The organism is Pseudomonas sp. MDT2-39-1, assembly GCF_054898085.1.
Map to the genome: position 1 here is coordinate 5814813 of NZ_CM142716.1, position 26590 is coordinate 5841402.

Annotated in this window: 32 protein-coding genes and 8 pseudogenes; 13 read left to right on the forward strand and 27 right to left on the reverse strand. The window is 57.3% G+C overall.

Annotated elements, in window-relative coordinates:
* Positions 1–134: 134 nt before the first annotated feature.
* Positions 135–221: pseudogene (locus ACYZTM_RS26985) on the reverse strand (phage infection protein); the annotation flags it as partial.
* A 288-nt stretch (positions 222–509) separates the two neighbouring features.
* Between ACYZTM_RS26985 and ACYZTM_RS26990 the strand changes: the two are divergent.
* Genes ACYZTM_RS26990 through ACYZTM_RS27000 form a run of 3 tightly spaced genes read left to right on the forward strand, consistent with a single transcriptional unit; the run spans position 510 to position 2241 of the window.
* On the forward strand, positions 510–848 hold the full coding sequence (locus ACYZTM_RS26990; RefSeq protein ID WP_371928446.1) for a hypothetical protein: 339 nt from the start codon (positions 510–512) through the stop codon (positions 846–848).
* The gene (locus ACYZTM_RS26995; RefSeq protein WP_371928447.1) at positions 845–1807 is read left to right on the forward strand and encodes a DUF2235 domain-containing protein; all 963 of its coding nucleotides are present in this window, start codon (positions 845–847) and stop codon (positions 1805–1807) included. Before ACYZTM_RS26990 ends, ACYZTM_RS26995 begins: the two co-directional genes overlap by 4 nt.
* Positions 1720–2241 carry a GNAT family N-acetyltransferase gene (locus ACYZTM_RS27000; RefSeq protein WP_305955883.1) on the forward strand — a complete coding sequence of 174 codons (522 nt, stop codon included), beginning with the start codon at positions 1720–1722 and terminating at the stop codon, positions 2239–2241. Before ACYZTM_RS26995 ends, ACYZTM_RS27000 begins: the two co-directional genes overlap by 88 nt.
* Positions 2242–2535: 294 nt before the next feature.
* On the opposite strand, the gene ACYZTM_RS27005 is transcribed toward ACYZTM_RS27000, so the two are convergent.
* From ACYZTM_RS27005 to ACYZTM_RS27015, 3 genes are all read right to left on the reverse strand, one after another.
* Positions 2536–2835 carry a hypothetical protein gene (locus ACYZTM_RS27005; protein WP_131063452.1) on the reverse strand — a complete coding sequence of 100 codons (300 nt, stop codon included), beginning with the start codon at positions 2833–2835 and terminating at the stop codon, positions 2536–2538.
* A 51-nt stretch (positions 2836–2886) separates the two neighbouring features.
* Entirely contained in the window at positions 2887–3657 is a 771-nt protein-coding gene (locus tag ACYZTM_RS27010) for an NADPH-dependent F420 reductase (RefSeq protein ID WP_131063453.1), read from the reverse strand.
* 86 nt (positions 3658–3743) lie between these two features.
* Positions 3744–4385 (reverse strand): FMN-dependent NADH-azoreductase, encoded by a 642-nt coding sequence (locus tag ACYZTM_RS27015; RefSeq protein WP_461985605.1) that lies wholly within the window; start codon positions 4383–4385, stop codon positions 3744–3746.
* Between the two features lie 105 nt (positions 4386–4490).
* Between ACYZTM_RS27015 and ACYZTM_RS27020 the strand changes: the two genes are divergently transcribed.
* A complete protein-coding gene (locus ACYZTM_RS27020) occupies positions 4491–5345 on the forward strand; it encodes a LysR family transcriptional regulator (RefSeq protein WP_461985607.1) in 855 nt (284 codons plus the stop codon).
* 57 nt (positions 5346–5402) lie between these two features.
* Here the strand turns inward: ACYZTM_RS27020 and ACYZTM_RS27025 are convergent, their stop codons facing one another.
* On the reverse strand, positions 5403–5897 hold the full coding sequence (locus tag ACYZTM_RS27025) for a PaaI family thioesterase (RefSeq protein WP_461989231.1): 495 nt from the start codon (positions 5895–5897) through the stop codon (positions 5403–5405).
* A gap of 106 nt (positions 5898–6003) precedes the next feature.
* Here ACYZTM_RS27025 and ACYZTM_RS27030 point away from each other — a divergent pair.
* Positions 6004–6368 (forward strand): annotated as a pseudogene (locus ACYZTM_RS27030) (MFS transporter); the annotation flags it as partial.
* Between the two features lie 18 nt (positions 6369–6386).
* Here ACYZTM_RS27030 and ACYZTM_RS27035 read toward each other — a convergent pair.
* The 4 genes from ACYZTM_RS27035 to ACYZTM_RS27050 all read right to left on the reverse strand — a co-directional run bounded on the left by ACYZTM_RS27035 (position 6387) and on the right by ACYZTM_RS27050 (position 10120).
* On the reverse strand, positions 6387–7058 hold the full coding sequence (locus tag ACYZTM_RS27035) for a class I SAM-dependent methyltransferase (protein ID WP_461989233.1): 672 nt from the start codon (positions 7056–7058) through the stop codon (positions 6387–6389).
* A gap of 108 nt (positions 7059–7166) precedes the next feature.
* Complete coding sequence (locus tag ACYZTM_RS27040) at positions 7167–7697, reverse strand: glyoxalase superfamily protein (protein ID WP_461985609.1); 531 nt, start codon at positions 7695–7697, stop codon at positions 7167–7169.
* 258 nt (positions 7698–7955) lie between these two features.
* Positions 7956–8852 carry an EamA family transporter gene (locus tag ACYZTM_RS27045; protein WP_461985611.1) on the reverse strand — a complete coding sequence of 299 codons (897 nt, stop codon included), beginning with the start codon at positions 8850–8852 and terminating at the stop codon, positions 7956–7958.
* A complete protein-coding gene (locus ACYZTM_RS27050) occupies positions 8849–10120 on the reverse strand; it encodes an MFS transporter (RefSeq protein ID WP_461985613.1) in 1272 nt (423 codons plus the stop codon). The genes ACYZTM_RS27045 and ACYZTM_RS27050 overlap by 4 nt, the downstream gene beginning before the upstream one ends.
* Before the next feature lie 125 nt (positions 10121–10245).
* Here ACYZTM_RS27050 and ACYZTM_RS27055 point away from each other — a divergent pair, with 125 nt between their 5' ends.
* Positions 10246–10704: a winged helix-turn-helix transcriptional regulator gene (locus ACYZTM_RS27055; protein ID WP_131063461.1), complete on the forward strand. Its 459-nt coding sequence runs from the start codon at positions 10246–10248 to the stop codon at positions 10702–10704.
* A 24-nt stretch (positions 10705–10728) separates the two neighbouring features.
* On the opposite strand, the gene ACYZTM_RS27060 is transcribed toward ACYZTM_RS27055, so the two are convergent.
* The 3 genes and pseudogenes from ACYZTM_RS27060 to ACYZTM_RS27070 all read right to left on the reverse strand — a co-directional run.
* Complete coding sequence (locus tag ACYZTM_RS27060) at positions 10729–11325, reverse strand: cytochrome c3 family protein (protein ID WP_131063462.1); 597 nt, start codon at positions 11323–11325, stop codon at positions 10729–10731.
* 9 nt (positions 11326–11334) lie between these two features.
* Positions 11335–11831: pseudogene (locus ACYZTM_RS27065) on the reverse strand (nitrate reductase cytochrome c-type subunit).
* Between the two features lie 11 nt (positions 11832–11842).
* Positions 11843–12289, reverse strand: a pseudogene (locus ACYZTM_RS27070) (molybdopterin dinucleotide binding domain-containing protein); the annotation flags it as partial.
* Between the two features lie 20 nt (positions 12290–12309).
* On the opposite strand from ACYZTM_RS27070, the pseudogene ACYZTM_RS27075 reads away from it, so the two are divergent.
* Together ACYZTM_RS27075 and ACYZTM_RS27080 are read left to right on the forward strand one after the other, a co-directional pair.
* Positions 12310–12774: pseudogene (locus ACYZTM_RS27075) on the forward strand (TetR/AcrR family transcriptional regulator); the annotation flags it as partial.
* Between the two features lie 191 nt (positions 12775–12965).
* On the forward strand, positions 12966–13295 hold the full coding sequence (locus tag ACYZTM_RS27080) for a DHCW motif cupin fold protein (RefSeq protein ID WP_131063463.1): 330 nt from the start codon (positions 12966–12968) through the stop codon (positions 13293–13295).
* 81 nt (positions 13296–13376) lie between these two features.
* Here the strand turns inward: ACYZTM_RS27080 and ACYZTM_RS27085 are convergent.
* The 5 genes and pseudogenes from ACYZTM_RS27085 to ACYZTM_RS27105 all read right to left on the reverse strand — a co-directional run.
* Positions 13377–14162, reverse strand: a pseudogene (locus tag ACYZTM_RS27085) (alpha/beta fold hydrolase); the annotation flags it as partial.
* A gap of 1 nt (position 14163) precedes the next feature.
* Positions 14164–14373, reverse strand: a pseudogene (locus tag ACYZTM_RS27090) (glycine zipper 2TM domain-containing protein); the annotation flags it as partial.
* A gap of 190 nt (positions 14374–14563) precedes the next feature.
* Positions 14564–14767: pseudogene (locus ACYZTM_RS27095) on the reverse strand (phage infection protein); the annotation flags it as partial.
* 133 nt (positions 14768–14900) lie between these two features.
* On the reverse strand, positions 14901–15593 hold the full coding sequence (locus tag ACYZTM_RS27100; protein WP_461985616.1) for an RES family NAD+ phosphorylase: 693 nt from the start codon (positions 15591–15593) through the stop codon (positions 14901–14903).
* Positions 15587–15991 (reverse strand): antitoxin Xre-like helix-turn-helix domain-containing protein, encoded by a 405-nt coding sequence (locus tag ACYZTM_RS27105; RefSeq protein WP_461985618.1) that lies wholly within the window; start codon positions 15989–15991, stop codon positions 15587–15589. Before ACYZTM_RS27105 ends, ACYZTM_RS27100 begins: the two co-directional genes overlap by 7 nt.
* Before the next feature lie 244 nt (positions 15992–16235).
* Between ACYZTM_RS27105 and arsN2 the strand changes: the two genes are divergently transcribed.
* The 3 genes from arsN2 to ACYZTM_RS27120 all read left to right on the forward strand — a co-directional run bounded on the left by arsN2 (position 16236) and on the right by ACYZTM_RS27120 (position 17919).
* Positions 16236–16670 carry an arsenic resistance N-acetyltransferase ArsN2 gene (arsN2, locus tag ACYZTM_RS27110; RefSeq protein WP_461954592.1) on the forward strand — a complete coding sequence of 145 codons (435 nt, stop codon included), beginning with the start codon at positions 16236–16238 and terminating at the stop codon, positions 16668–16670.
* 114 nt (positions 16671–16784) lie between these two features.
* Positions 16785–17255 (forward strand): anti-virulence regulator CigR family protein, encoded by a 471-nt coding sequence (locus tag ACYZTM_RS27115; RefSeq protein WP_461985620.1) that lies wholly within the window; start codon positions 16785–16787, stop codon positions 17253–17255.
* Positions 17256–17427: 172 nt separating this feature from the next.
* Positions 17428–17919: a hypothetical protein gene (locus tag ACYZTM_RS27120; RefSeq protein ID WP_461985622.1), complete on the forward strand. Its 492-nt coding sequence runs from the start codon at positions 17428–17430 to the stop codon at positions 17917–17919.
* Between the two features lie 177 nt (positions 17920–18096).
* On the opposite strand, the gene ACYZTM_RS27125 is transcribed toward ACYZTM_RS27120, so the two are convergent.
* Together ACYZTM_RS27125 and ACYZTM_RS27130 are read right to left on the reverse strand one after the other, a co-directional pair.
* Positions 18097–18531 carry a GFA family protein gene (locus tag ACYZTM_RS27125; RefSeq protein ID WP_461985624.1) on the reverse strand — a complete coding sequence of 145 codons (435 nt, stop codon included), beginning with the start codon at positions 18529–18531 and terminating at the stop codon, positions 18097–18099.
* A gap of 48 nt (positions 18532–18579) precedes the next feature.
* Positions 18580–19521 (reverse strand): carbon-nitrogen hydrolase family protein, encoded by a 942-nt coding sequence (locus ACYZTM_RS27130; RefSeq protein WP_461985626.1) that lies wholly within the window; start codon positions 19519–19521, stop codon positions 18580–18582.
* A 104-nt stretch (positions 19522–19625) separates the two neighbouring features.
* On the opposite strand from ACYZTM_RS27130, the gene ACYZTM_RS27135 reads away from it, so the two are divergent.
* Positions 19626–20315 (forward strand): winged helix-turn-helix transcriptional regulator, encoded by a 690-nt coding sequence (locus ACYZTM_RS27135; RefSeq protein ID WP_131062662.1) that lies wholly within the window; start codon positions 19626–19628, stop codon positions 20313–20315.
* Positions 20316–20374: 59 nt separating this feature from the next.
* On the opposite strand, the gene cls is transcribed toward ACYZTM_RS27135, so the two are convergent.
* The 8 genes from cls to ACYZTM_RS27175 all read right to left on the reverse strand — a co-directional run bounded on the left by cls (position 20375) and on the right by ACYZTM_RS27175 (position 25976).
* Positions 20375–21781, reverse strand: coding sequence for a cardiolipin synthase (gene cls, locus ACYZTM_RS27140; protein ID WP_461985629.1), 1407 nt, complete (start codon positions 21779–21781; stop codon positions 20375–20377).
* 82 nt (positions 21782–21863) lie between these two features.
* Positions 21864–22424, reverse strand: a complete 561-nt coding sequence (locus ACYZTM_RS27145; RefSeq protein ID WP_461985631.1) for a lipid-binding SYLF domain-containing protein — start codon at positions 22422–22424, stop codon at positions 21864–21866.
* A gap of 393 nt (positions 22425–22817) precedes the next feature.
* On the reverse strand, positions 22818–23141 hold the full coding sequence (locus ACYZTM_RS27150) for a hypothetical protein (protein WP_461985633.1): 324 nt from the start codon (positions 23139–23141) through the stop codon (positions 22818–22820).
* A 114-nt stretch (positions 23142–23255) separates the two neighbouring features.
* Positions 23256–23561 (reverse strand): panthothenate synthetase, encoded by a 306-nt coding sequence (locus ACYZTM_RS27155; RefSeq protein ID WP_461985635.1) that lies wholly within the window; start codon positions 23559–23561, stop codon positions 23256–23258.
* 228 nt (positions 23562–23789) lie between these two features.
* A complete protein-coding gene (locus ACYZTM_RS27160) occupies positions 23790–23927 on the reverse strand; it encodes a hypothetical protein (RefSeq protein ID WP_461985637.1) in 138 nt (45 codons plus the stop codon).
* Between the two features lie 171 nt (positions 23928–24098).
* Positions 24099–24371 carry a hypothetical protein gene (locus tag ACYZTM_RS27165; protein ID WP_461985639.1) on the reverse strand — a complete coding sequence of 91 codons (273 nt, stop codon included), beginning with the start codon at positions 24369–24371 and terminating at the stop codon, positions 24099–24101.
* Between the two features lie 539 nt (positions 24372–24910).
* Positions 24911–25426 (reverse strand): papain-like cysteine protease family protein, encoded by a 516-nt coding sequence (locus ACYZTM_RS27170; protein ID WP_461985641.1) that lies wholly within the window; start codon positions 25424–25426, stop codon positions 24911–24913.
* 106 nt (positions 25427–25532) lie between these two features.
* On the reverse strand, positions 25533–25976 hold the full coding sequence (locus ACYZTM_RS27175; RefSeq protein ID WP_461989235.1) for a DUF6130 family protein: 444 nt from the start codon (positions 25974–25976) through the stop codon (positions 25533–25535).
* Positions 25977–26299: 323 nt separating this feature from the next.
* Here ACYZTM_RS27175 and ACYZTM_RS27180 point away from each other — a divergent pair, with 323 nt between their 5' ends.
* Complete coding sequence (locus ACYZTM_RS27180) at positions 26300–26575, forward strand: META domain-containing protein (RefSeq protein WP_131062666.1); 276 nt, start codon at positions 26300–26302, stop codon at positions 26573–26575.
* Positions 26576–26590 lie beyond the last annotated feature (15 nt).

A 26590-nucleotide genomic window follows, 5' to 3' on the forward strand; every position in this document is an offset into this window, starting at 1 on the left:
TGCTTCGCAGCCGAACGGGGCGGTGCGACGTTTCGCTGAATCCCCTCGCCACAAATGAGTGCCCGCGCTTAAGTGAACAGCATTAGGCTGATGAGGCCGGGCTTTTCTTTGAGTATTGCGGTGAAACCATTCATTTATGCAGCGCGGCTTTCGAGCAGGCGGTCGGAACCACCTTCAGCCACACGGTTTTCGATCAGGCGATCCGAACCACCTTCAGCGACTGGTGACTATCGACGTCGGCAATGGATGGACGACGTTCAAATCCTTTGGGTGATGGCCTCTGGCTACGCGTTGCTTGGATGGATCCACAGTGGCACCCTCAGCGCCCGCTGTACCAAGGAGCCAGGTGATCAAGGAATGAGTGGATACGTCCCCAACCCCCCGAAAAACTACCGATACGACGAAGCCAAACCCGTCGATATCCATGCCCGACGCTGGGCGGAATACGAGAAACACGGCAAGGCACCGGCGCCTGCGAAAGAAAAGTCAGGGTCGCGCTGCGCATTGGGGTGTTCTTTGACGGGACGCTGAACAATGCCGGCAACTCGGCTTCGGGGCTGCTTTGCGGCGCGCATCATCCAATCCAGCCAGCGGATGTTGATGCGAGTTGTAAGCCTTACATGGCAGATCCTGAAGGTAGTTATGGGAATGATGTCAGTAATGTCTTCAAGCTCTATGAGCTTTATCCGACATCGGAAGTAGCCGGCAGCGATGGCTCAGCCAAACTCGTACTTAGCAGTTTGTATGTCGATGGGATCGGTACGGATGCAGGCGCTGAAGACAGCATGGGGGCCGCGGCCACGGGGCGGGGAGATGCCGGTGTCGCGGGGAAGGTGCAAAAGCCATGAAAACACTGATCAAGGAGGCAACAGATCGCAACCCCGACGGTGAGATCACATCGCTCACCTTCGACACCTTTGGATTCAGTCAAGGTGCTGCCGCTGCCCGACACTTCGCCAATGAAATCGTGCGTTGTAAGCAAGGGCCCTTGGGCGAAGTGCTGCGTAGCAACCCTAAGGGCTTCAGCTCCAGTTTTGGTGGTCAGTACAACAGTGAAATTATCATGGGGTTTATCGGTCTCTTCGATACCGTCCCTTCGGTCGCGGGGGTCACAAACATTGGTAACATCCAGAGCCCGGTAGCGCCGGGGATCAAACTTTACCTTGATCGAAAGTACTTTACCGATGTGGTTCAGTTGACCGCGCGGGATGAAATTCGAGCCAACTTCGCGTTAAGCACGGTCATTCCAGCACATACAGAAATATCCGTTCCAGGTGTGCATTCGGATGTTGGTGGAGGTTATCGGGAGAAGGTGGAGGAGTGTGTACTGGTTAGCCCTATGCAGGTCCTTACGGTACGAGAGGGAACGGATATTCGAGCGACTTCAATTTATCGTGACGCCCAGCAGCAAAAAGCCAAGTGGATCGCCAAGGGCTGGTCAGAGACGATGTTGGAAATTGTGACTCCGAAACCGAGCCTCTTGCCTGGGGCAGAGCAGACTACCGGATTCAAACAGGTACGGGCGTATGCAGGTTTGCAACTAAAGCGTCCGGTCAGTGGCAAGCTGTCGGTGGTGTATCTTCACTTGATGCATAAATTGGCGAAGAAGAACAGACGAACATTCGCAGGGCCACACAGGATGATGCGGTGCGCATCGCGGCCCTGGTTGACGAGACCTATTCACCTTACATCCCACGAATCGGTAAAAAGCCGGCCCCTATGCTCGATGACTATAGGCAGGTTGTCGCTGATTTCTGCGTTTTTGTGCTGGAACAGAATGAAGAGATACAGGGTGTACTGGTATTGAGCCGGGAACGCACAGAACTGCTTCTGAACAACATCGCCGTACTGCCCAGGCACAAGGGAAAAGGAATCGGAAAAGCACTGATGGCTTTCTGTGAAGAATATGCGCAGGTTACCGGTTGCGATGGCATCAAGCTTTACACTCACCAACTGATGCTTGAAAACATAGAGATCTACAAAAAGCTGGGTTACCAGGAAACGCACGAGCAACGGAAAACGGGTTCGCCCGGGTCTTCATGTGTAAATCGATTAAAGTGCGTTCAGCCTAAAGTTATCGGCGACGGGGTCGGGCAGAAGGGGCCGTTTTTTGTTCTCTTGAACTTTCGGGCATGGCAGTTTTGTGACTTCGATGGGGCGCTCTGGCCGAAGATTGCTGATGAGAAAATGAGACCGCGTGTCGCCGAATGGCATTGCAAGCAAAGGTGCACTACCGTGTAGTTGTAAGCACTCGTGCCGCAGTCCTATTCTGGTTGAGAGGTGGGTTTCATGAACAACATCATCTATATCGTCGGCGTGGTGGTGGTCGTCGTGGTTATCCTGTCGTTCCTTGGATTTGCATAAGTCCGAAGACCGATTTTATTCCCCGCTTTTGTTCGATTTTTTCCTGATGTGGACGTCCGCCTTGTTACCGGTCTTTAACGGGTGGAACGGGCGTCCTCCGCCACACGACGTGACTTCGTCCGCATCCTGCTGCCTACCGTGAACCGAGCGAACCGCCTCGCTGCCGATCTATCAATTCCTGCACTCCGCCAACACCACTTGGCAGGTATTCGGCGTGCCACCGGATCGGCCAGCGTAGCGGATGCAATTATCCAGGGATTTTTTGCGAGCCATGCTCAAGGTGGAGCCCCAGGCCAGGCCACCCTCGCCAGCCGTGGGTAGGGCTTTTGCGTAGCAGCTTGAGCCCACACTTGAGGTCGAATAGCGGGCAGTGGCAGTTTTGCCTGCACATCCCGCGATCAGCGCGAGGTTGATGGCGAGCAGGGAGGGTATGACCCATGACGAGCATTGTTGCGCTGTTTTAACGGTCATCCCATTTCCCCTGTATCAAGAGGCTGGAGGCGTGATTGCGGTCGTGTCCTATTAGATTAGACGTTGTTGGGCTTCGGCTGTGGATTCAACCGGTCGATGCAACCGCAAGAGTGTCGCAGATGAAGCACTCGATAACCCGGGATTGCTCGCTAAGGGCCCAGCTTGCTGGAGTTCGGCCTCACTCCAGACGCCGCTGAGCGGGCCGCCCGGCAAACCTTCATTCGCTCGCGCCAGCGGGGAAAGTACCGATACAAATCCGGCGTCGCGCACCAACCGGGCACCGAGCTCTCGGGCTTGGGCATCGTCGGCGAAAACGGGAATCGCCTTGCCTTTGCCAGACAGGTCTTTCATTGACGCGTAGCCAATGGCGTTGAACGCCCGCGCCAGGTGTACTCCGGGCAGATATTGCTGGTCCGCCAAGGCGACGCCCAGATCCAGCGCCTTGCGCCCGACTTCAGCGTCACGGCCACTGAAGGGGTTGCTGGTGCTGAACACCACTTTGCCGTCTAGCTTGCCCTTCAGCTGTTCGGACAGCACCGGCATTGCGCCGTAGGGAACACTCAATACGATCACCTCGCCCCATGCCGCGGCATCACTGAGCGATCCCGCCTGAGCGTTGGGGCCGGCAGTCTTGACCAGGTCCGTCAGTTCCTCGGGGTGGCGTGACGAAAACATCACCGAGTGCCCAGCCTTTACCCATAGCGTGCCAAGCGTACCGCCGACCTTACCGGCACCTATCACGCTGATCCTGAGGGTGTCCGCCATCGCCTGGGTAGTACACAGAACCAGGCCGGCAAGCATCAGAAAGAGGATTCTGGACATGCACTGCGCTCCTCGGTGGGAAAGTGGTCTTGTAATCACCGTAGTAGAGCCAGCGTATAAACGAAAGGTGCGTACGCCCTGACGCGTCAGCGACAAAGACTGTCTGCCAATCTCCTGGCCAGCTGCGTCGCGGTCTCACGCGCGCTGTGATCGACGTCTTCCCCCATGATGGTTTTCTCCACAATCACCGAATGCACATCCGTCACGCCGACAAATGCCAGCCAGGCTTCAATATAGGGCTTCTGAAAGTCGAAGCGCGTTGCCGGCGTGCTCGACTGCGCCGAAAAATCCAGACCACGGGCGTACATCACCACAGCGGTTTTGTTGATCAGCATGCCTTCCAGGCCGCGCTCCGGGTCGAAGCTGAACAGGATGTCCTTCTGCGACACCAGGTCGATGAAGTGCTTGAGTTTGTACGGGATGCTGAAATTCCACAGCGGTACCGACATCACCAGTACATCCGAGCGGTGCAGGTGACTTGCCAGATCTTTCAGCGTGTCCCAAGCGTCTTGTTGTGCGGTGGTCAGGGGCGTTCCATTGAGCCCGGCGTATTTGGCCTCCATGGCCAGCTCATCGAACTCCGGCAACGCCATGTTCCAAAGGTCGAGCGTGATGATTTCGGTGTCTGGAGTGTTGTCCTGATAACGCGCAATGAAGCTGCGGGCGACTTCAAGAGAGGCCGAACGTTGCTTGCGTGGAGAGCATTCAATATGCAGAAGAGTAGTCATGGCGCGCCTCGAGCGGTGGGGATAGGGCAAGTGCGAGGCATTGCAACATAGTTGAATTTGAAATATAAATCGTAAATTATTACGCTATTAATCACGTATAAAACTATGTTCGATACCCTGCTGCTCAAAACATTTATCACGGTCGTCGATGAAGAAGGCTTCAGCCGTGCAGCCCAAAAACTGCACCTGACTCAGTCTGCGGTCAGTGGCCATGTGCGGCGATTGGAGGAACAGGTCGGTAAACCCCTGTTGACCCGTACCACTCGTTCCCAGCAACTGACTCCCGATGGCGAACGCCTGGGTTCTTATGCGCGAACAATCCTTGCGCTGAACCGTGATGCCTGGGCAGAACTGACGCGTACGCCGTTTCACGGGCGGCTGCGGATCGGGGTGTCCGAGGATTTTGTCGAGCCTCGATTGCTGCGCACCTTTCAGGACTTCGCGGCGCAGTACCCAGGGATGGAGATTGACGTACAGGTGAGCATTCCCGGTACGTTACTGGCGCTGATGAAGCAAGGGCATCTGGAGTTGGTCATCGGTTCTCTGTGCGAAACCAGCGAAGCGGGGCTGTTGCTGTGGCAAGAACCGCTGGTGTGGGCCTGGTCGGTGCAACCCGTCACCCGGCTACCGACGCCGTTGTCGCTGGCGCTGTTCCCCGAGCCGTGCCCTTATCGCGAGGCAGCGCTGACGAGGCTGGCTCAGGCGGGGATCGCCCAACGCACGGCGATGTTATGCAGCAGCACGACCGGGTTGCGGGCGGCAGCACTGGCAGGCTTCGCGGTAGCGCCCATGCCGTTCAGTCAGTTGGGTCAGGGACTGACGGTTCTTGGGGTAGAACAGGGGTTGCCGGAGTTGCCGGATGCGCAATGTCGGTTGTTCACCTCGCCTGACGCGGATCAGGCGATGGTGGCAGCGGTCACTCAGCTCATTGTGGGGTATTGCTCCACGCGCAGGGTCTGACAGTCAATTCGAGGGCCTATCGGTTTGATGCCTGGGACACTGCCAGGGCCGCGGGGCCTACCGATTATGCGCAACCGCCGCCAGTTGCTCGGTATCCACGCGAACAAAAACGGAGTCTCCAACAGCCGTGAGCATGTCCCCGGCGTAGACCTCGCAGATGACACGGGTTTTGCGCCCGACATCGCCTTCCACTCTGGCACGCAGGGTCAGCGGTACGCCCATCGGTGTCGGTTTGATGAACTTGATGCCAAGGTTGCCGGTGACGCAATTGATGCGGGGGAGGCTGGCGACTTCGCGATTTTCCATACGGTAGTGATAAGCCATCGCCGTCCAGTTTGAATGACAGTCCACCAGCATCGCGATCAACCCGCCGTACACCAGATCCGGCCAGCCGCAGTACATGGCATCCGGCACGTGCTCGGCCATGACATGCACGCCGTCCTCATGCCAGAAGCTCTTGATGTGGAGCCCGTGCGGATTGTTGCTGCCGCAGCCATAACAAACGCCTTCAGGCGCAGCGGAGTCTTGCAGAGAAGTGTCGAGACTGGACAAAACGGGGTCTTCCTCAAACATGTAAACCAAACCTGGCGGATTTTAACGCTGCAATCGGGTCGCGGTCACTCGGGTAATCCGGCCAGTCGCAATCCATCGGCGAACCGTGCGGTACCTGCTGTTCGCCTACGGTAACAACGGCGACCTGACATTCATGCTGTTTACTGGCATCGCCTTGCACGGCATCTGCTACGACTTCTTCTTCGTGTCCGGCCAGATCTACACCGACGCCAAAGCACCGGAACGCTTCAGAAGCTCGGCCCAAGGCCTGATTACTTTGGCAACCTACGGCCTGGGCATGCTGATCGGATTCTGGGTCGCAGGGCAGGTGACCGACCACTTTGCGCTGACGGGCAGCCATGACTGGAAGAGCATCTGGTCGTTCCCTGCCGGGTTCGCCCTGGTGATATTTTCTGCTTTGCGCTGGCGTTCAAGGGGCGGCGGGCCGCGGTTGTTCAATCGACGGTCTGAACAGCGCTTAGCCCACACTCACCGCCGCGGCTCGGCCACCAACAGCATCGACTGCGGCATCTGGCTTTGCGGGTGCTGCGGTTCCTGCAGGCCGGCCAACCGGAAACCAGCCATGTCCAGCGCATTCAGCCAACTGGACAAGGTGCGGAAATACCACGGCATGGGTTGCCACTGGCCCTTGAACCCGACAAAGGTCTCTTCCCTCCAGCCATCCTGGTAGTCGCCCGCCGCCGCAGTCCACGGATGCAGCGTCTGGATCACCAGCGCACCGCCAGGGGCGAGCAGGGCGTTCATGGCGGCGAGCAGCGGGATGATGTCCTGGTGCAGCAACGCGAAGTTGGCGCAGATCAGGTTGTAGTCGCGGCCGATGTCTACCTTCGCCTCCACCAATTCGTCATAGCTCGCCACATGCACCCGCGAAGAACCCGCCACCCGCGCCGCCTCGACCAGCGTCGCATCGCCATCCACGCCGACTGCCGTGATGCCCCGTTTAGCCAGCGCACGCAACAGCCAGCCTTCGCCGCAACCCAGGTCGAGCACGCGCTCCGGCTGGCGACCGAGCACCGCCAACAGGATGGCCTGGTCGGTCACCGTGAGGCGGCTTTCGATGGCGCCGCTGCGGATGGCTTCGATCCAGGCGTGGGCGTTGTGGTGCCAGCTGTCGAGGAGGGTGGATTCGGGGGCGGGCATGGCAAAGTCCAACGTTGTGGGTTGGTTAGAAGGATAGGACAAGTATCAGGATTGACTGACTTCTTCAGGTCGTGAAGCGGACTGGGTCACCCAGTCCGCCAAGCAGGATCAGCTTTGGCAGAACCGGATTCGATTGCCGAATGGGTCATAGACTTCCAGCACTTGCCCCCAGCCTTGCTGAACAATATCTGGCCGTCCGTACCCATAGCGTTTGCTGTGTAGTTCGTCGCGCAGCAGTTCGATATTTTGCATCGGGACAAATATCGTCGATCCAGGGCTCGCATCGCCATGATGTTCGGAAAGATGAAGCTGCAAACCGTTTCGGCTGATTCCCAGGTACAGCGGCAGGTCTGCTTCGAACCGGTGCTCGAATTCGACGCTGAACCCTAGAAAATCAAGATAGAACTCGCGTGCCTTGGTTTCATCAAACATCCGCAATATCGGGATGGCTTTGTCGAATGTAATGGCGGGTTGGGCAGGTGCCTGGGGAAGCATCGCAGACGCGGTGTTCCAGTCCTTGTAGCCCAGTTGGTGCGCTACCAGTTCAAGCGCGGTTGAGTGAGACGCCTCTTGATTGCGCGCCTCAAGCGAGGCACGCAGCCTCTTGGCCATCGGCTTGGCTTGTTCGATTGAAAACATCGTTCCTCCTGTAGCCGAGGCATTCTGGTGCTCGCGTTGCCAAACCTCGACTCTCAAGAGATGCGACAGGATTTGGGGGGAGAAGAAATGCTTTCACCTTTCCTTTCGGAAGCGAGCGGCGGGCAGCATCGGCCCGCGCTGATAATACACAGCCGCCATTAAGTGCGGAAGTTATTACCGGAGACTCATCACCGGCAGGGGGCATGAATTGCTGTTGGCCGATTTCTTTTCAGAAGGTCTCCAACTCGTGCTTTTACATCACGATGAACATCGGTCAGAACGCCTCAGCACCGCACCGAGTACACGCTGTCCGTACAAACCAACCCCAAGACCCGACACGATGAGAACGACGGCGACGATTTTGTTGAGTGACAGGCTCTCATTGAAAATCATCATTGAACCAAGCAGTCCGAATACCGGTACCAATAACGACAATGGCGCGACGGTAGACACGGGGTATCGTTTCAGCAGTGAATTCCACACCCAATAGCCGAACAGGGTGTTGGGGTATACCTGGAACAGGATCGACAGGACGGCGCGACAGTCGAGTTGATTCACCAAGGCGCTGTAACCCGTCGAGCCGTTGACTGCGTAATCAAGCGCGAAAAGAGGGAGGGGCGAAAACGCGCTGGACCACACCAGGAACGCGAAGACCTGAGTGGTCCTGGCTTTTTTGTTGATCACGTTGGCCGCACTCCAGGCGACCGCTCCCAGCAGCACCAGGATCAGCCCGGCCGTGGTGACGGTTCCGTCAACAATCGAGAGGATGCTCAACAAGCCACAGCAGGCGATACCGATACCCGCCAGTTGGTAGCGGGAGATCGCCTCCTTGAATATCCAAGCGCCCAGCAGAAGGGTGAAAAACGCGCTGAACTGAAGCACCAGCGAAGCGATGCCGGCGGAAAGACCAGACTTGATGCCAAGGTTCACCACGCCCCACAGTCCGATACCGAAGACCAGACCGTAACCAATGATGTAACGCCACTGCACATCAGGTTTCGGAATGAAAAAGATCGCTGGAAGGGCGCAAAGCGTGAAGCGAATGCCAGCAAGAATCAGCGGGTCAACGGTGGTGAGACCCAGTTTGATCACCGAGAAATTCAAGCCCCAAATGGCAGTGATCGAGATGGCGAGTAGCAGGTGCCTGGCTTTCATGTTGATCTTCCTTGAAGGGTTGTTGAGACACGGCTCGTAAGAACCCACAGCGCCAAAGCGGTAGCACTGATCAAGGCGCCCAGCAGGCTGGTTGCCATCCACCCCCAGAGCGCATAGACCTGGGTCGCGGCTGCCGCCCCCAGCGCGCTGCCGACCGAGTAGAAACACATGTAGGCGCCGACCATGCGACTTTGGGCGTCGGGTCGTGCCGCAAAAATGAGGCTCTGGTTGGTGACGTGTACGGCTTGCACCGCGAAGTCGAGCAGGACCACTCCGAAGACCAGCGCGATCAGGGACGTCTCGGCAAAACTGATGGGCAGCCAGGAAAGCGTCAGGAGCCCCAGCGAAAGGCCGGTCACTCGTTGTCCCCAACCTTGATCGGCCCAGCGACCGGCTCTTCTGGCAGCCAGGGCACCGGCGACGCCGGCCAGGCCAAACAGGCCGATGGCCGTGTGTGAAAGCGACAGCGGTGGAGCGCTCAACGGCAGCACCATGGACGTCCACAACACGGAAAAAGCGGCAAAAATCAGCAAGGCCAGCAGGCCCCTGATCCGCAAAACCGGTTCGGTCAGGAACAGCTTGAAGAGCGACCGAATGAGCGCCAGGTAGGCGTCTTGATTGCGTGGCGACACGGCGGCAGGCACCACCTTCCAGAACACCGCTGCGAGGACCAGCATCAATCCTGAGGAAACGAAGTAAACAGCGCGCCAGCCCGCCAGGTCTGCGATCAGCCCAGAGGTAAACCGCGCCAGAAGAATGCCCAGGACAACGCCGCTCGTGACGGTTCCCACGGCCTGTCCACGTTGTGATGGCGTGGCCAGCACGGCGGCATAGGCCACAAGCACCTGCACGACCACGGCCAGTAAGCCCATCACGATCATGGCTCCCAGCAGGGCCAGCCATTGCTGTGAGGCACCGACTGCTGCCAGTGCGATTGCAGACAGCATCACTTGAGTCAAAATCAGCCGTTTACGGTTGACCCTGTCGCCCAGCGGTACGATGAAGAGCAATCCCAGCGCGTATCCAGCCTGAGTGGCCGTCACCACCACCCCGATCAATCCTGAGGTGACGCCCAGGCTTTCAGCCATTGAGGCGAGCAAGGGTTGGGCGAAGTAAACATTGGCGACGGCCAGTGCGCAGGTGACGGAAAACAATAACGTGAGCGACGGAGAAAGCCCCGGAGATCGGTCGATCCTGCTGCGTTCTCCCGAATCCGTAGGTGGCAATTGCGAAGGCTGCCGGGAGAAACGTTGGGCGTCTGCTGTCATGCGCGCCTCCATGGCGTTAAACTGGTTTCAATAAACAACTTGTTTCGATTATTGCTGAATCAAGTTTTAAATTGCAACCAGATTGATCGGCAGACTAGGCAATCCTTATCCAAAAGGTAAATACGATGGTCGAAGGCACTTCACCGCAATGCAGCGAATGCCCCGTAGCAAGAACACTGGATGCGATCGGGGATCGTTGGTCGCTCATGATCATCCGCGATGCGTTTGACGACATTCGTCGGTTCAGCGAATTTCAAAAGAGCTTGGGCGTGGCCAAGAATATTCTGGCCTCGCGACTGAAAGCGCTGGTTGAGGTCGGTGTGTTCGATGTGCGACCGGCGTCAGACGGAAGCGCCTACAAGGAGTACGTCCTTACGGACAAAGGACGGGAGATCTTTCCGGTGGTGATCAGCATGAGGCAGTGGGGCGAACGTTTTCTGTTCGAGGTGCAGGAGACGCGTTCTGTGCTGTTGGACAACGAATCCGGCCAGCCTCTGATGCCGATGGATGTTCGCTCATCAAGCGGTCAAAAGCTTGGACCGTCTGACTGCCACAGGGTGAGGCTTGTTGACGGCGGGTCGTGAATCGACAGCGGATTTGCCTCATTCTTACCAGCCTTTCACTCCGCTCATATCGGGCAGCTTGTGAGCAATGCCTTTGTGACAGTCGATGCAGGTGGCCTCACCGTTGGCCAGGGACGTCGAATGCATGGCCGAAGCGCGCTTGCTCTGGCGCGTGAAGTCCATGAACTCGAAGTTATGGCAGTTGCGACATTCGCGAGAGTCGTTGGCCTTAAGCCTGGCCCACTCATGTTCGGCCAGTTCGCGGCGCAGGGTGAGGAACTTGTCGCGGGTATCGATGGTGTCGAAAATCTTGCCCCAAACCTCCTTTGAAGCCTGCATCTTGCGCGCGATCTTATGCGTCCATTCGTGGGGCACGTGGCAGTCAGGGCAGCTGGCGCGTACGCCGGAACGGTTGGTGTAATGAATCGTATCCTTGAGCTCGACGAATACGTTGTCACGCATTTCATGGCAGGAAATGCAGAATTTCTCGGTATTGCTCAGCTCGAGCGCGGTATTGAAACCGCCCCAGAAAATGATTCCAGCGATAAAGCCCCCCAGCGTCAGAAAGCCCAAGCTGTAGTAGAGGCTCGGACGACGCAGAATGCCCCAGTAATCCTTGAGCAAGGCGAACAGTGCTTTCATGTTGCCTCCTCAGCGTTTCTGTGCGGCGTTGGCGTCGTCTTGCAGTATTTTGTCGATGATCTCGAAGCTGGTGCCCACCAGAGGCACAGCGTCTGTTTGCGGCACGTGGCATTGGTTGCAGAAGTATCGGCGCGGTGACACCGCCGCCAGTGGCTGGCCGTCACGGTCCATGTAGTGAGTGATGCTGATCATCGTCGCCTGCGTCCGCGCGCTGTTGGCCCGGCTGTGACAGGACAGACACTTGTTGCCGTTCATATCGATCTGATAACCGCGAATGCTGTGGGGGATGGTGGGCGGCTGATCCGGGTAGTTGCGTTCGCGCTTGAGGTCCTGTTTTCTTCGTTGGCGATGGGCGGGGCCGGCAGGCTCTGGGTCAGGGTGTCGCCGGGCCGGCGCCCGTCCGGCCCGGGTGCATCGAGCGGGTAGTTGACCTCGGCGGCGATCACCACGCCCATCGCAGCGAGCAAGAGCAAGAGCAAGAGCAATGGCAGGATTCGAAAAGGCATGACGGTTCTCCTCAGGCCACGCTGACCAACTCGATTCGGATCGCGCATTTTTTGTAGTCGGTCTGCTTGGAGATCGGGTCGGTGGCATCGAGCGTGACCTTGTTGATCAGCTTGTTGGCATCAAAGAACGGCACGAACACCAGCCCTTGATGAGGTTTGTTGCGGCCGCGGGTTTCGATGCGCGCACGGATTTCACCGCGTCGACTGATCAACTTCACTTCACTGCCTCGGCGTGCCTTCAATGCTTTGGCGTCTTCGGGGTGCATGTAGACAAGTGCGTCAGGCACTGCTTTGTACAGTTCCTCGACCCGTTGGGTCATGGTGCCGGTATGCCAGTGTTCGAGAACGCGGCCGGTGCTTAGCCAGAACGGGTAATCGGCGTCCGGCGCTTCGGCCGGCGGCTCGTAGGGGAGGGCGAAAATGATCGCCTTCTTGTCCGGGTAGCCGTAAAACCCTGCGTAGCCCCCGTTCGCTGTGGGAGGCGTTGATCAGCGAGACGGCGGCCGACCGTGACCTGCCGCCGCTGGAGCGCATCTGGCAGCCGGGTAACGACCCGGTAAAGGGCATTGGTCTGGCGGCGAACGCATTGAACAAACTCTTGATCGACGACGAGATCGGCCTGCACGTGATGGAGCGTTCGTTCATGACGGTGTGGCTCGAAAACGAGTCCCACGAGACGCCCCTGCGACCGGGCCGACGCATGAGCTACATCGAGCCGATTGTCGACTCACTGAAGGACGTCCTCTCACCCCGGGCGCGCAAGCGACTGAAGCAGGCTCTGTCGATCGTGATGGGCACCGAGGCGTTGATCGCCGTGCGCGATATCAGTCACGCGAGCATCGAAGAATCACTCGACGCCACCGCCTGGGCCGCTCGAGCGCTGGTTCGTCAGGCACTGGCGGAGGATGAAGAGGCGCGACGAAAGCGCAATGCTGCGAGCTAGCGGTCTGTTCCTCCAAATGAAACGGCCGGCCGGAGTGATGTGAAACGGGTGCTGCTGTAGGCCAACCCATGGGCAGGAAAGCTGCCTCTGGCATGGGCGCCTGTATCTCATAAATGAACGGCCTCTGTGTCTATCGAAAGTATCACTGGATAGGTACGGTCCACAGGCACTCTTTCATTGATGAGGCAACCATGGATCTGATGGCTGTTCCCTTTGGTACGACCGATTGGTCGACTGTCGAGCCTGTCCAGTACGCTGGACAGACCGGTACCGCCTGGTGGCGACCCTGCCAGTTTGGTTCGACGCGTGTGCGGATGGTTGAGTACAGCCCCGGCTATCTGGCCGATCACTGGTGCTGGAGAGGTCATATCCTGCTGTGCCTGGAAGGCGAGTTGCGCACAGAACTGGAGGATGGACGCCAGTTCACGCTCACTGCCGGGATGAGCTATCAGGTGGGCAACAACGCCGAGGGGCATCGATCATTCAGCACCACGGGGGCCAAGTTGTTCATTGTGGATTAACGCTGGGATGATACTTGCGGACAGCAATCGGTGGTACGGCCTGCCCATCAGGACAATGGGCTGGCCCGTGCAAATCATCTTTTAGCGCAACGAACGGAAGGCTGCGCGCAGTTCCTTGGCGAACAATTCAGGCTGTTCCCAGGCAGCGAAATGGCCGCCCTTGTCCACTTCGTTGAAGTAGATCAGGTTGGGATAGGCGCGCTCGGTCCAGGTTTTCGGCGCCTGGTAGATTTCGCCAGGGAACACGGTCACGGCGACAGGGATCTTGATGTCCCGGGTCTTCTGTTCCACGGCATTGAAGTTGTTGGTGTTGTTTTCCCAATACAGACGAGCGGACGAGATCGCGCTGTTGGTCAGCCAATAGAGCGAAATACCGTCGAGTATTTCGCCCTTGGTCAGGGATTTTTCCGTATCGCCGCCGCTGTAGGTCCACTGGTTGAACTAGTCGAACATCCACGCGGTCAGGCCGACGGGTGAATCCGACAGGCCGGGCGCGAGGCGGGGTGCCGTCGTTGATCGCCTTGGCGACATCGGCAGGCACGGTGGCCGGCATGTTCACGTGGATTCCCAGCAAGCCGGGCGGGGCCTGACGTCCCATGGCGTCGGCGATCACCGAGCCCCAGTCGCCACCTTGCAACACGTAACGCTTGTAGCCCAGACGCTTCACCAACACATCCCACGCCACGCCACGCCGATACGGTCGGGACCCCAACCGCCGTCGGTGGGTCTCTGCGAGAAACCGTAGCCAGGCATCCAGGGAATGATCACGTCAAAGGCATCTTCGGCTCGACCGCCATAGGCAGTCGGGTCGGTCAACGGGCCGATGGCTTTGGTCTGTTCCAGAATCGAACCGGGCCAGCCATGGGTGGCTTCCGAGGCCGACACCGCCGATGCCACCTAATATGGCCCCCACGCCACTGTCTTGGTTGGTCTGCATCTGCGTCTGGGTAATCTGCTCGATTTTCCCCGAGCGAGTTTCCATCTCACCCGCCCCTGCGCTCCCGGCGTCGACCGCAACACAGGAGCACAGCGCCAGACTCAACAGCGTAGCCGTCAACCAGTAAGCGATAGTTTTCATGCTCAACCTCCAGCATTTTCGAGGAAGTTGATCTTGCAAACGCATCAATTCACGTTAGACGAAAAAGTCTGGAGGGTACTTTTAAATCATCGTGGCTTGGCAGGGTGGATGCCGCAAATGGAGGGCGTAAAAAAGCCCGGCTGGTCAGGCCGGGCTTATCCTTGAGTACTTCGGTAAAGCCATTCATTTATGCAACGCGGCTTTCGTTCAGACGGTCGGAACCACCTTCGGCAACGCGGTTCTCGATCAGACGATCCGAACCACCTTCAGCCACACGGTTTTCGATCAGACGATCCGAACCGCCTTCAGCGACAACCGGGTGAGCAGAGGTAGCGGCGAAAGCGTTAACTGCAAAAACCGAGAAAGCGATGCTGAGAAGGATTTGGCGTTTCATGATTGTGTGCTCCGGGGTGTAGTTGTTTTGGTATGGAGCCGATCTTACGCCGCGGAGTTTTTATGAGAACTTCATTGAGTCGATGGTGACTATCGACGCCGGTAATGAGTGCGAAAGGCCCGGAATAGAAGCTTCAGGCTTCGCTGATCTTGCTGACACTCGTCAACTGTCCATTCCAGACCATCTCGTAATGCGCTGCTTGAACGATTGATAAAACCGGTCTCGGCGTCATCAGCGCCCAGCAATAACTGCCCTGCATCCGCACGGAGTGGTAACGAATCCCAGGACACCGCACCTCCTTAACGGACCTCCCCAAACGCCTCGACTCCGTGTAATCGTCAGGATCGTAAACAGGATCAGTCATCGCAATAGCGGCAGCATCCCTCATCGCTGCATCCACGAAAGAGCAGGACAACCCCCGGAACACAAACCGCTCATAGTTGAGACTCGGGACATTCGACCAGTACAGACTCTGGTGATGCCGCACCTCAGCCAACGCCGTTTCCATGGAGTCCGCCAGATACAACACCCCAAAACTGCCATCGCTGAACCGCGATCCCGCCGGGTTGACGTGAGTAAAAGGCGCCGTCGCGTAAGAGCAGCCGGGAATGCCGAACGGGATCTGATCCCGCGCAATCAACTCAAGATGACCCACTTCATTCTTCAGCCTGGGATTGGTCAGCGCCTGAATCTGATACAGCACCTCAAACTCGTCTGCATCCGCAACGTCATCAAACATCGCAATCGGTGGAAACTTCGAATTGACCAGTCGGTAAGCCTGCAACTGCTCGCCGGCAAGTTCTGCCAGTTCGCTCACCCTCACCATTGCGCACCGCGCAGCACGTCAATGCGCTTGAAGGTTTCATACAAGGAAATCATGTCGCCCTGAGCCATGATCTCCAGCGGACTGCGCCCATTGAAAAACTCGTTGTGGTTGGTCATCGACGGGAAGCCGTAGACGTTTTCCGGGTTGTCGAAGATCAAGCGCAGAGCGGCGTGGATGTTGAGGACAAAACTGATGCGCTGCATCTGGTCTGAGTCCAGCGCCACGGACCACGAGGGATCGCGCTGGCGGGCGCGGGTGTAGGTGCTGCGGGAAATGCGCAGGATGCGACAGGCCTGATCGCTGGAGGCGCTCCATTTTTCGAGGATGCCAACGGCGGCGCGAAGGCCTGTGACGCATTGGGCTTTGGTGAACGCTTGTTCCTTGAGAGGGACGGCCATGTTTAATCTCACCATTAATCTATAGACTCAAAAATATATATATTGTATCTACAGATCAATAGTGTGTCGACCAGTGGACATCAGGGTGTTGCCACCAGTCCAACTGGTCGTCAATCATCTAGTGCTACCAACCCACGCGACGGCCCTGGCCACCGTTGCCGATCCGGCCCAGGACTTTGTGGGCTTGTCTGACCCACGAGGCCTGCTAGCTTGAGTGCGTAGGAACCTTCAAAGGCGTGTGACAATGCAGATGATTAAAGTAGACGATAACGGTCTGGATCAGCTCCGGGATACGCTCAACCAGGCATCATTACCCAACAATGATGTCAGTGAGCCGGGGCGGCAGTTCTACCGTTTCGAAGTTCAGGGCCAATGGGTGGCTTTTGGAGGGCTGGAGGGGGCGGCCCCCGACATGTTGCTTCGTTCAATGGTGGTGCGCGAGGGACGCCGGGGAGAGGGGCTGGGCAAAACCGTATTGCGTGCATTGGAACAGTGTGCAGCCTCCCAGGGGGCGCTCCGACTGCATTTGTTGACCCAGGGTGCTGCTGAATTTTTTGCGGCCAATGGATATGACCTGTTTGACAGGCAGGAGGCGCCCGCCGCCATCTGCCAAACAGCCCAGTTCAAACATTTATGTCCTGCGTCTGCGAGCTATTTACGGAAAACATTGAGGGTATAAATCGATTGCACCCGGAAGGTGTTTTCACGTCAACGCCGCGTGGACATGGAACTGACAGTGTCAATAGCGTCTACATTTCAGAGGGGATATTCCCCACACTGAAGGAACGACTCAATGTTCAAATCTCGTTCGTTGATTGCCGTACTGACAAGTCTTGCACTGGTCTGCGGCTCGGCTACTGCATTGGCCGATCCCGGGAATGGTAAATCCCAGGGAAACGGCAAGGGAAACACGCAAAACAGTCAGGCCCATGGCAATCAGGGAGGTCAGGCTGGCAAAGGCAAAAACACCGGGGGCGCCGATTGGGAGCATGGCCCGAGTATCAATCGCGGCAGCGTTCTGGAAATTGTTGGCGGCTACCGGGACTACTGGAGTCCCGGTCCTGCTTTGCCACCCGGCATTCAAAAGAACCTCGCTCGTGGCAAGCCGCTTCCACCCGGAATTGCCAAAAAACTGGATGACCGGTTGATCGGCAGGCTGCCTCATTACGATGGGTACGAATGGCAACAAGCAGGTACCGATTTGCTCCTGGTTGCGCTGGCCACCGGGCTGATTTATGAAGTGTTGAACGGCGCGTTTGATTAGCGTTTGAGTGGCGAACACGATTGGAATCCACTGACAAAAGGCTCGCTTTTTTCAATTCCAGCACAATGCTGATCAGAGTCTGCATGCATTGCATTCCGTCTGTCGCAGGACCTGGAACTGAAACGGGGTTATTGCGTCCTATGGCACGCGATATCAACTTACGGAAGCCATCATGCTTTTAAAGAATAAGAGTCTTTTTGCTGTCATGTCCTGCGCGATGATGCTTGCGGCTGCTCCATTACTCCCTACCGACCTGTCCGTCATGAACTCCGCCTATGCGAAAGAGGGTGGTGGTGGTGGTGGTGGTGGTGGTGGCAACGGAGGCGGTAACGGCGGTGGCAATGGCGGCGGCCATGGCGGTGGCACGGGTGGCGGTCACAGCGGTTCAGGTCACTCCGGCAACGCTGACAGTAATGGCCGTGGTAATGGACTGGCCAGCGATCATGCCGGCAAGGCGGTTCGAGGCCGTGGTGAAAGCGGAAACCACTACGGCAATGATCGCGGAGAAAGTCGCGGTCATGGCTCTACGACTTCAGGCATCGCCCAATCCCGAGATACCCGCGGCGTCACAAAGGCCGGTGCCATTTCGACCTCGACCCCAGGCGATCACAACACCAAAGGGTTGCACAACGCTGCCACCTCAGGATCAAAAAAATCGCACTGATCGCGAGATTGAGCATCGGTGTGTGAATTGGCCAGGCGGTGAAATCGCATCGGTTTAACTCAGCGGCGATGATGGAAAAACGGGCGCCTTCAGGGTGCCCGTTTTTATTTGTTCCGCTGCTTGAGCGTCGAACAGACAGCAACCGGTATGGGATTCCAGACACTTAGCTTGCCCGCGCTATTCCTCCACGCTGATACCCGATCCGCCTAATTCACCGGGGACATCCTTCAACTTCGGCAATCCATCTTTGATCCGCAGCACCGTCTCCTGATAGTGCACGTGAACACCCGGCGAGTATTCAAGATCCGGAATGACTGCGGCATACACATCGATGAGCCCCATCTCCGGGTGTTCAGTGAAGAGGTGTCCGCCGCACGTCTTGCACCACTTTCGATAACTGCGCGGTGTCTTGTTGTAGGTGCCGATGTTGTCGGCGCCCCGTGTCACCTGCACCGCGTCAGGTTTCCACAACGTGAAGGCGTTGACCGGCCCTGCTGACCAATGCCGACACGACTCGCAATGGCAATAACCCATCCCAGCCGGCTCGCCGCTGACGGTGAACTCGACTGCGCCGCAAAAACAACTGCCCTTGTAAGACCGTTCATTGCTCATGGCATGACTCCTTAATCACGGGCCAGGCGATACCGCCGTTGCCTGTCTTCACTCGTCGATATAGCGCACCGCTGTCGTCGGCGTGCGCCGCACCTGCAGCTCGAAAATGTCCGGGCGCGCGTAATGCCCGGTGACGTCAAGCGCCCGCCGTGCCGGTGCCACGAGTGCGACGTCGATGTCCGCATACAAAATGCCGGCCTCCCGGTGCAGTGGACCGGCCACGATCCGGCCTTGAGGACTGACCACCACCGAGTCGCCGTCGTTGATCCATTCGTCCGGATCGGGAAACAGTTGCGTACGCGCCGGGAAGTCGTCGGGGATGTCGCTGCCACGCAGCAAGGTGCCGCTGCCGAGCACCCAACAGCGGCCTTCGAGTGCAATGTGGCGCATCGTGCAGATCCAGCCATCGCCACTGTCGTACGTGGGTGCGACGTAGATCTCCACCCCTTGGGCATACAGTGAATAGCGTGCCAGCGGCATGTAGCTTTCCCAGCAGATGAGCGTGCCAACGCGGCCGACCGGTGTATCGACCGTGCGCAACCCGGTTGCATCACCGAAGCCATGCACCATGCGCTCGGGATTGGTTGGCATCAGCTTGCGGTGGCGGTTGAGCACTGCGCCGTTCGCGCCGATAACGACTACGCTGTTATAGAGCGTGCCGCCTCCGTTGCGCCGGTCGCATTCATTGATGCCGCACACGATCGTCACGGCGTGAATCCTGGCGGCCTCACACAATTGGCTCAGGTCACCGTTGGTGATATCGACGGCGTTGGCCAGCAGCCGCGTATGCAACTGGCCCATGACAGCCCCGTCCCTTCCCGCCGCCAGCCGCCAGATCCATGACGGGTAACCTGGAATAAACTGTTCGGGCAAAACGATTAGCGAGGCTCCCGCCGCCGCTGCCTCATCGACTGATTGCACGGCCCGGGCGATCGTTGCGCTGCGATCGAGCAGCACGGGCGGGCGCTGAATGATGGCTACCGTTGTCATGGCGTTCTCCTTTGGAGTTTGGCTTTCGAAGGCTTGAGCGTGCGCGTGACGAAGTAGCGGGGCTAGTTCAAAAACTGAAGCGTTACAGTTGCGGAGTCCAGGCGATGGAAGAGAGCTACGGTCAGTTCTGCACGGTCGCGCGCGGTGCTGAAGCCCTTTGCGAGCGCTGGACACCTTTAGTCGTGCGCGAGTTGCTGTGTGGCAGTAAACGCTTCAATGAACTGCACCGCGGCGTACCACGGATGTCCACCAACCTGCTGACACAGCGGCTGCGCCATTTGGAAGAAATCGGCGTCATACACCGCACGGCCACCGGCAAAGTCTGGGAGTACAGCCTGACCGAGGCGGGCGAGGAATTGCGCCCCATCATCATGGCGCTAGGGCACTGGGGCGCACGCTGGATCGGCAGCCGCCTGCGCGATGACGAACTCGATGCCGGATTGCTGATGTGGGACGTGCGCCGGTTTGTGCGCATCGAAACGTTCCCGTCCCGACCGGTGGTCATCCAGTTCACGTTCCGCGACGCGCGGCCCGGCGAGCAAGCGTGGTGGCTGGTGGTGGAGCAGGGTGTGGCGGATCTATGTCGCGACGACCCGGGCCGCGAACTGACGCTGGTCGTGGACTCCAGCGTACGCGCGTTGACCGAAGTGTGGACGGGCGACCGCACACCGCGGGAGGTGCTTCAGTCGCGAGAGTTGCGTGTGGATGGCGCGGTGAAGGATGCGGAAAGTTTGTGGCGCTGGTTGGGTACGAGTGCGTTTGGGGGTACTCGGAGTGCGGCAGTGACTCGGTAAGTTGACGAAATACCCATTCAGGGAGCAGGAGAGCGCATCCCGGCGATGCGCCACTCGACTCAGAGCCAGTATTCCCAGAGTAGCGCCATCTGCTCTTTGGCTTTCACCGCGAGCGAGCGACGCTGCCACTTTTCCAGCTTGATTTCGTTCGACTTGGCCAGATCAGCCATGAATGCCGCCTGCATCTTTTTTCCAAACCCGGTGCCCAGCACAACCACGTTGACTTCATCGTTGTGCAGAAAGCTGCGCCAGTCGAAGTTGGTGGAGCCGACACTCGACCACACGCCATCGATGACTGCCGTCTTGACGTGGAGCAGCGCGTCACGGCGTTCGTAAAGCTTGACGTTGGCCTTCAGAAGCTCGCTGTAGTAAGCGCGTCCTGCATGAAACACCAGCGACGAATCCGTGCTGCTGGGCAGCACCAGTTTGACGTCGACGCCACGTGCCGCCGCCTCCTTGAGTGCCGCCAGCAACTGCGGATCGGGCACAAAGTAGGCGTTCGTCAGCCATATCTCGGTCTGCGCGCTATGCAGCGCCGAAATCAGGGTCGCGTAGATCAGGCTGAACGGCTCATCTGGCGAGCTGCCGATGGCGCGAACAACCTCGGTGCCTTTGCGCTCCTGTGGCGGAAAGTATTGGCGAGCGGCGAGCGGTTCACCTTTCTGGGTCGTCCATGTTTCGATGAACAGCTTTTGAAGATCCGCAACCACTGGCCCCTCGACGCGCAAGTCGGTATCGCGCCAGGGCAAATCACCATTGGGGCGAGTCTTCGAGTGAGAGCTGAACGAGCCCCCCGAATAGACGCTGCTGATGTTGATCCCGCCAAGAAAGGCAATACGGCCGTCCACTATCAGCAGCTTTCGGTGGTCGCGCTGGTTCACGTCCCAGCCCGCTTTGGCCGTCGCCGGATTGACCGGGTTGTACTCCAGCACCTTGATGCCCGCTTCGGTCAATCGAGCGAAAAACGCTGAGGGTGTTCCAAGGGTTCCGACGCTGTCACGGATCAGATTGACCTGCACCCCTTTGTGTTGCTGAGCGATCAGTGCGGCGGCGAAGCGCTGGCCGACTTCATCATCGTCGAAGATGTAGGTCTCCATGTTGATGTGGTCGCGCGCACCTTCCACGGCTTTGATCATCGACTGGTAGGTGGAGGGGCCGTCCTGCAGCAAGTCGACCTTGTTTCCTTCCGTTAGCGGACTACCGACAACGGATTCTTCGATAGCGAGGTGCACATCAAAGATGTTGGTTTCTGCGCCTGTGGACTTGAGTCGGTCGAGAATGGCTTTGCTGCGCTCGGCTGACAGAGGTCCGTGGACCCCGTCGAGTTGCACTGGCGCAGAGGGCGCGCGAGCCATGTCGGGCACTATTCTCGGCAATGTACTGCAGGAAATCACCAGTGTCAGGAACACCGCCACGCACAGCACCAGAAGAATACATACACCCTTGCATCTGGTTAGAAGATTCATCAGGCCACCTCTTGGCGAGGACGGTGATAACGCTCTGTCGGGGCGTCTTGCAGACAACGCAAGGCGCCTTGATAGACGGCTTTCAGCGCTTGATCAGGGAAATCTTCGTGCCCTCGATGCTGACTCCGGCCATTAACCCTTGCTGGTCAAATATGAACGCGTAGGCATCGTCCTTCAGCGTCGAACTGGACAGGTTCTTCGAGATCCCTTCATCCACTACAACGACGGTGGGCCCTACGCCGATTTCCCACCCCTTGGTCTCGCGAACATAGCTCACGGCTTTATCGGTCATGAGGAAAACCACATAGCCATACGACTGGGCACCTGCCTGCAGCCCCCATGACCCGGTGACGGAGTTGTAATAACCCTCAACTGTCTTGCCTTTGAACAAAACGCCTTCGCCATAGCTGCCACCAAACACAAGGCCGGCCTTGATGATTTTCGGGAAAACAAGTATCGCTTTGGCGTTGTGCGACATGGTCTCGGCAAATGGATGAGTCTTGTAGAGCGTTTGCAACGCTTGCCGAGAGTCGGTACTCAGATCCTCGGCGGTTGCCGCACCGGCAGGGTTCATGAAACTCGCCGATGCCAGTGAGGCAGTCGCGAGGACTATGGATAGGAAGAACCGCATTGACTGAGTCATTTTCGTACTCCGATACGGGAGCATTGGATGTGAGCAGCAGTCTGCACCTGCCCCCGGCAGAATCCGAGCCTGCTGAAATAATCCGGCGCACCCTACAGTGTGTGAACGACTGGCTTCGTCCTTGGATGAAATAGGCTAGAAGCCTTTGATCATTGGCGATGCCATCAACTGCTTTGACCTCTGGGGGCGGGGCGGGTTCGTCGGTAAATACCGTGAGGTAGGGGAGGCCGGCCAGATGATTCTCGGATTTTGCCCATGCTACGTATGGGCGGGCCGTGGCTATTGAAGTTTTTCGGTATGTAATGAATCGATTTGCGGCAGAAAATCAGAGCGTTAAAAAACCCGGCTGATCAGGCAGGGTTTTTCGTTGAGCACCGCGGTGAAGCCATTCATTTATACGGCGCGGCTTTCGATCAGACGGTCGGAACCACCTTCAGCAACGCGGTTTTCGATCAGGCGGTCGTCGCCACCTTCAGCGACGCGGTTTTCGATCAGACGGTCGGAACCACCTTCAGCAACGCGGTTTTCGATCAGACGGTCGGAACCACCTTCAGCAACGCGGTTTTCGATCAGACGATCCGAACCACCCTCAGCCACACGACTTTCAATCAGACGATCCGAGCCGCCTTCAGCGGCAACCGGGTGAGCAGAAGAAGCGGCGAAAGCGTTAACTGCGAAAACCGAGAAAGCGCTGCTGAGGAGGATTTGGCGTTTCATGATGGTGTGCTCCGGGGTGTAGTTGTTTGGTATGGAGCCGATGTTACGCCCCGGAGTTTTTATAAGAACTTCATTGAGTCGATGGTGACTATCGATGGCGGCAATGGATGCGCCTTACGCCCAGGTTTGCCCGAGCCTTCCCAAATCGGCCTTTTGCAGATCCTCTGCGCTGAGCACAATTCGGAACTTGCAGTTGGCATCGAAGTTAAGAAAGAAGGGCTCGGCCAAAGCGGGGATGTCGGATGGCGCTTTCACGTCGACCAGAAAGATCCCGCCGCGCATGCCATCTTGCTCGGTAAAATACGCCGCCTCCGGTTTGATGCTTGCCAGAATGCGCTCAATCACTTCGCCCACCCTCCCGGCTTTGACAAGGGAGTTGAAGGGTTCATTAGGGCATTCGACCATCAGTAACATCTTCATCATTCAATCCTCTGCTCAACCTGCAACCCTATAGCCAGGCCTATGCGCCTGACGCCCGTGCCGCCGGCCTTCAACTCAACAGTGCTCGCAGCGCGTTCTATCAAGAATAGCGAAGCGTGTGCCGGTCCTCGGGCAGGGTTACCGGTGGTCATGAAGCCTCGCTTCAAGAGGTGAGAAGTCCTGAGGGTCGGCCTTGCTGCGCGGCTCGGAGGAAGAACCGCTCAACGCTCAACTCGACTGCTTAGGCGGGTAGTTGCCGCGCAAGCCCCCGGACTTATTGCCGGTTTTGCTGGGCAGGTTGGGCACGACCGGGCGGGATCGGGGTTGAGGGTTGGAGCGGCTGCGGGGTTGGGGTTGTTTGCTCATGGTGCGCCTCCTGATTTTTCAGTAATCGCGAAACGGCCTCCTGATAGAGCTTAGCTGCTTGGCGTAATCGGCTGCATGGTCTGGCGCTTGGGGAATATTATGGGAGCGACCAAAAATGGGCAGTGACCAACCACAAACAAAGCGGGCGCCTGACAAGGCGCCCGTTTTTATTTACTCCGCCGCTTGCGCCCGCAAACGCCGGCCGATCACATCCATCAAGTCACAGCCATCGCGTAACGGAATGGCCAACAGTTTGGAAAAGTCCGTCAACACTACCGTGTCGCAACCGAGCTCGGCGCGGAAGGCGATGTTTTCCAGCACCTGGGTGACCGTGCGAATGCGGTAGTCAGCCATGGCTTGTAAGACGTCGAGTGGTGCTTCGGTGTCGATGAGCAGGGAGGCCGGGATCAGGTCGATTCCGGTGAGGGGCATATATCTATTCATTTGAAGATCTCTGTTTGATTGGCTCAAGGCCGGCACTCAGTCGTCGCCAAACGATTGGGTGACAGCTGTGCGCAGGTTGGCGAACCGGCACAGAGAAACCGGCAGACCCGAAGGTCTCCCGCGCACAGCCGCCATAATAGCGGCTTTGCGGGTGCGTTGACCCCTGCAATAAAGCGGACAGCCTTCGCATTCTCTATGGTCAGGTCGCCAAACCTGAATCGCCATTTTGGGCGACGGGACGGACTATAAGCTTCATCGTGTTAGACGGGCAAGGAGCCGATTCCGAGATTATGGTAGGAATTGAGGCGGGGATTGGCATGGCCATTAAACACGCGATATGTGCCACCTCGAATCCATATAGCCTTCAAGTCGGGAGGTGGGGAGGCCGGCCAGATGATTCTTAGATTTATTTAGATGATGGCGTTGTCTAGCCCTGAAGTCGGTGTAAACCTATTTCAGGACTAGACAATCAAGTGTCCAACGTTTATTCAGCGATTGCTAAGCGCAGTCCGCTGGAGTGGTTTGTTGCACGTCATTTGTTATTGTATTGGAGCACCCACAACTACAGAGTCAGACCACCTCCAGCCAGCGTATAGCTGCGGAAGTGAATTAAGATATGTTGCTCCCGTCCATGGATCAGAGACAATCACGTTCCCTGTGTTCGGATCAACTCCTTGAATAACTATGTAATGACCCACAGGTCCATTCGATGGGCGGACGAAGGCAATAATCTTCCAACCAGTAGAAAGCGTGTGGAGGAGCTCTTGTGGGGAGCCAGGGCGACCAGCCTGCCACGCGCGAAAACCATATGAATTGAGTAGTGCAACAAGTTCCCCGATGTATGCCGGGCGATCACGTGGCCAGCCATCCAGTCGGGCAGAGATTTGTTGCTGAGTTTGGTATCTGCCAACTTGCGCCATTACGTCTTGGATTGATGCTGCCCAACACCAATTCATAGCTCGTTGTCGTTCGATCGCTGAAGCGTGGGATCCCGCAGATAAAGCAACAACTATGAATAGCGAATTAATTAGGCGTCTCATATTGATTGCTTCCATGCAAGTGGAAAGATGTGCAACGTTTGGTTAATGGGCCCAGAACGCGGTCCTGCACGAGCGAAGCGAGTGACTTTAACCCGACCGAAATAAGTCGGTCCCTTTCGATTCATGGCTTCTTCTCCGGAACGACAAAACTCACCTCCGTACTGGTCAGAATCTTATGACTCGGATCAGCCACTTCAAGAAGCACCTTATGAGAACCAGGCGTCAGCCCAACCAAAATAATCGGGTCTTCACTGGTGTGCGCCCATGTACCTTTCCAGTCGTCGACGGTCACGTGAAGGTGACCGAGCCGTGGTGATACTTCAACGGCCGTTTTGCCAAATACCGCCATCATTCGGGCGTGCTCGGTTCGATACTGGATGATGACAACTCCGCGGGCGAGCGGCGCGGGGAGCGGCGGATAGGCAATGAGTTTTGGTCCCGTCTCAGACTCCAATGGGAGTATGGCCGGTGGGGAATGGGTGTCTGCTACCTCTTGACCCCACGCGGCTATACAAAAGAAGGCACCCAAAGCAAATGTGGGTAGATTTCTGAGAGCGAGGGGCATGGCATTTTTCTCCCGCGTGATCTCATTCAAGGCTAGATCAAGCCGAGCCGTTGTCTATGCCAAAGCTGCCACGCTCTGCAAAACAGCCGAGTGGGGAGGGACAGAAAATGGGTGTTGAACACGATCCTTTAATGACTGTATTCGGCCAAATTTAGCCAGTGAATGGAGCGACGCAAAATGAGAGCTAAGCTTCCACCTACTGTCGGGCTTATTGAGCAGATTGGGCTTTCCGTCCATGGCGTATAACCGCCTTCAGCGGCCACCACGCCGTTACAACATCCTGCTGAGAGTCAGCCCTTCACCACAGCCTCGGAGGGGAGCCAATGAAACGTTTCGTCATGCTCATCGCGATCTCTTTGCTTACTACTGCTTGTCAGAGCACAAATGATAATGGCGTCACCCGACTGGACAATTGTGTCTGCTATAAATCGCCCGAGGGGCAACATTTGCAAGCATCGGAAATGGCTTGGAAAGACCCCGAAACGTTGCAGAAACAATTCTCACATTGCATTTGCCGAGCCTTGGTTGACCTGAAGAAGGTCGATGATCCCAGTAAACTTTTCGTACCCGGAACCGAGATAAGAACGGAACTGAAATAAGACAAGTGGTGTGGT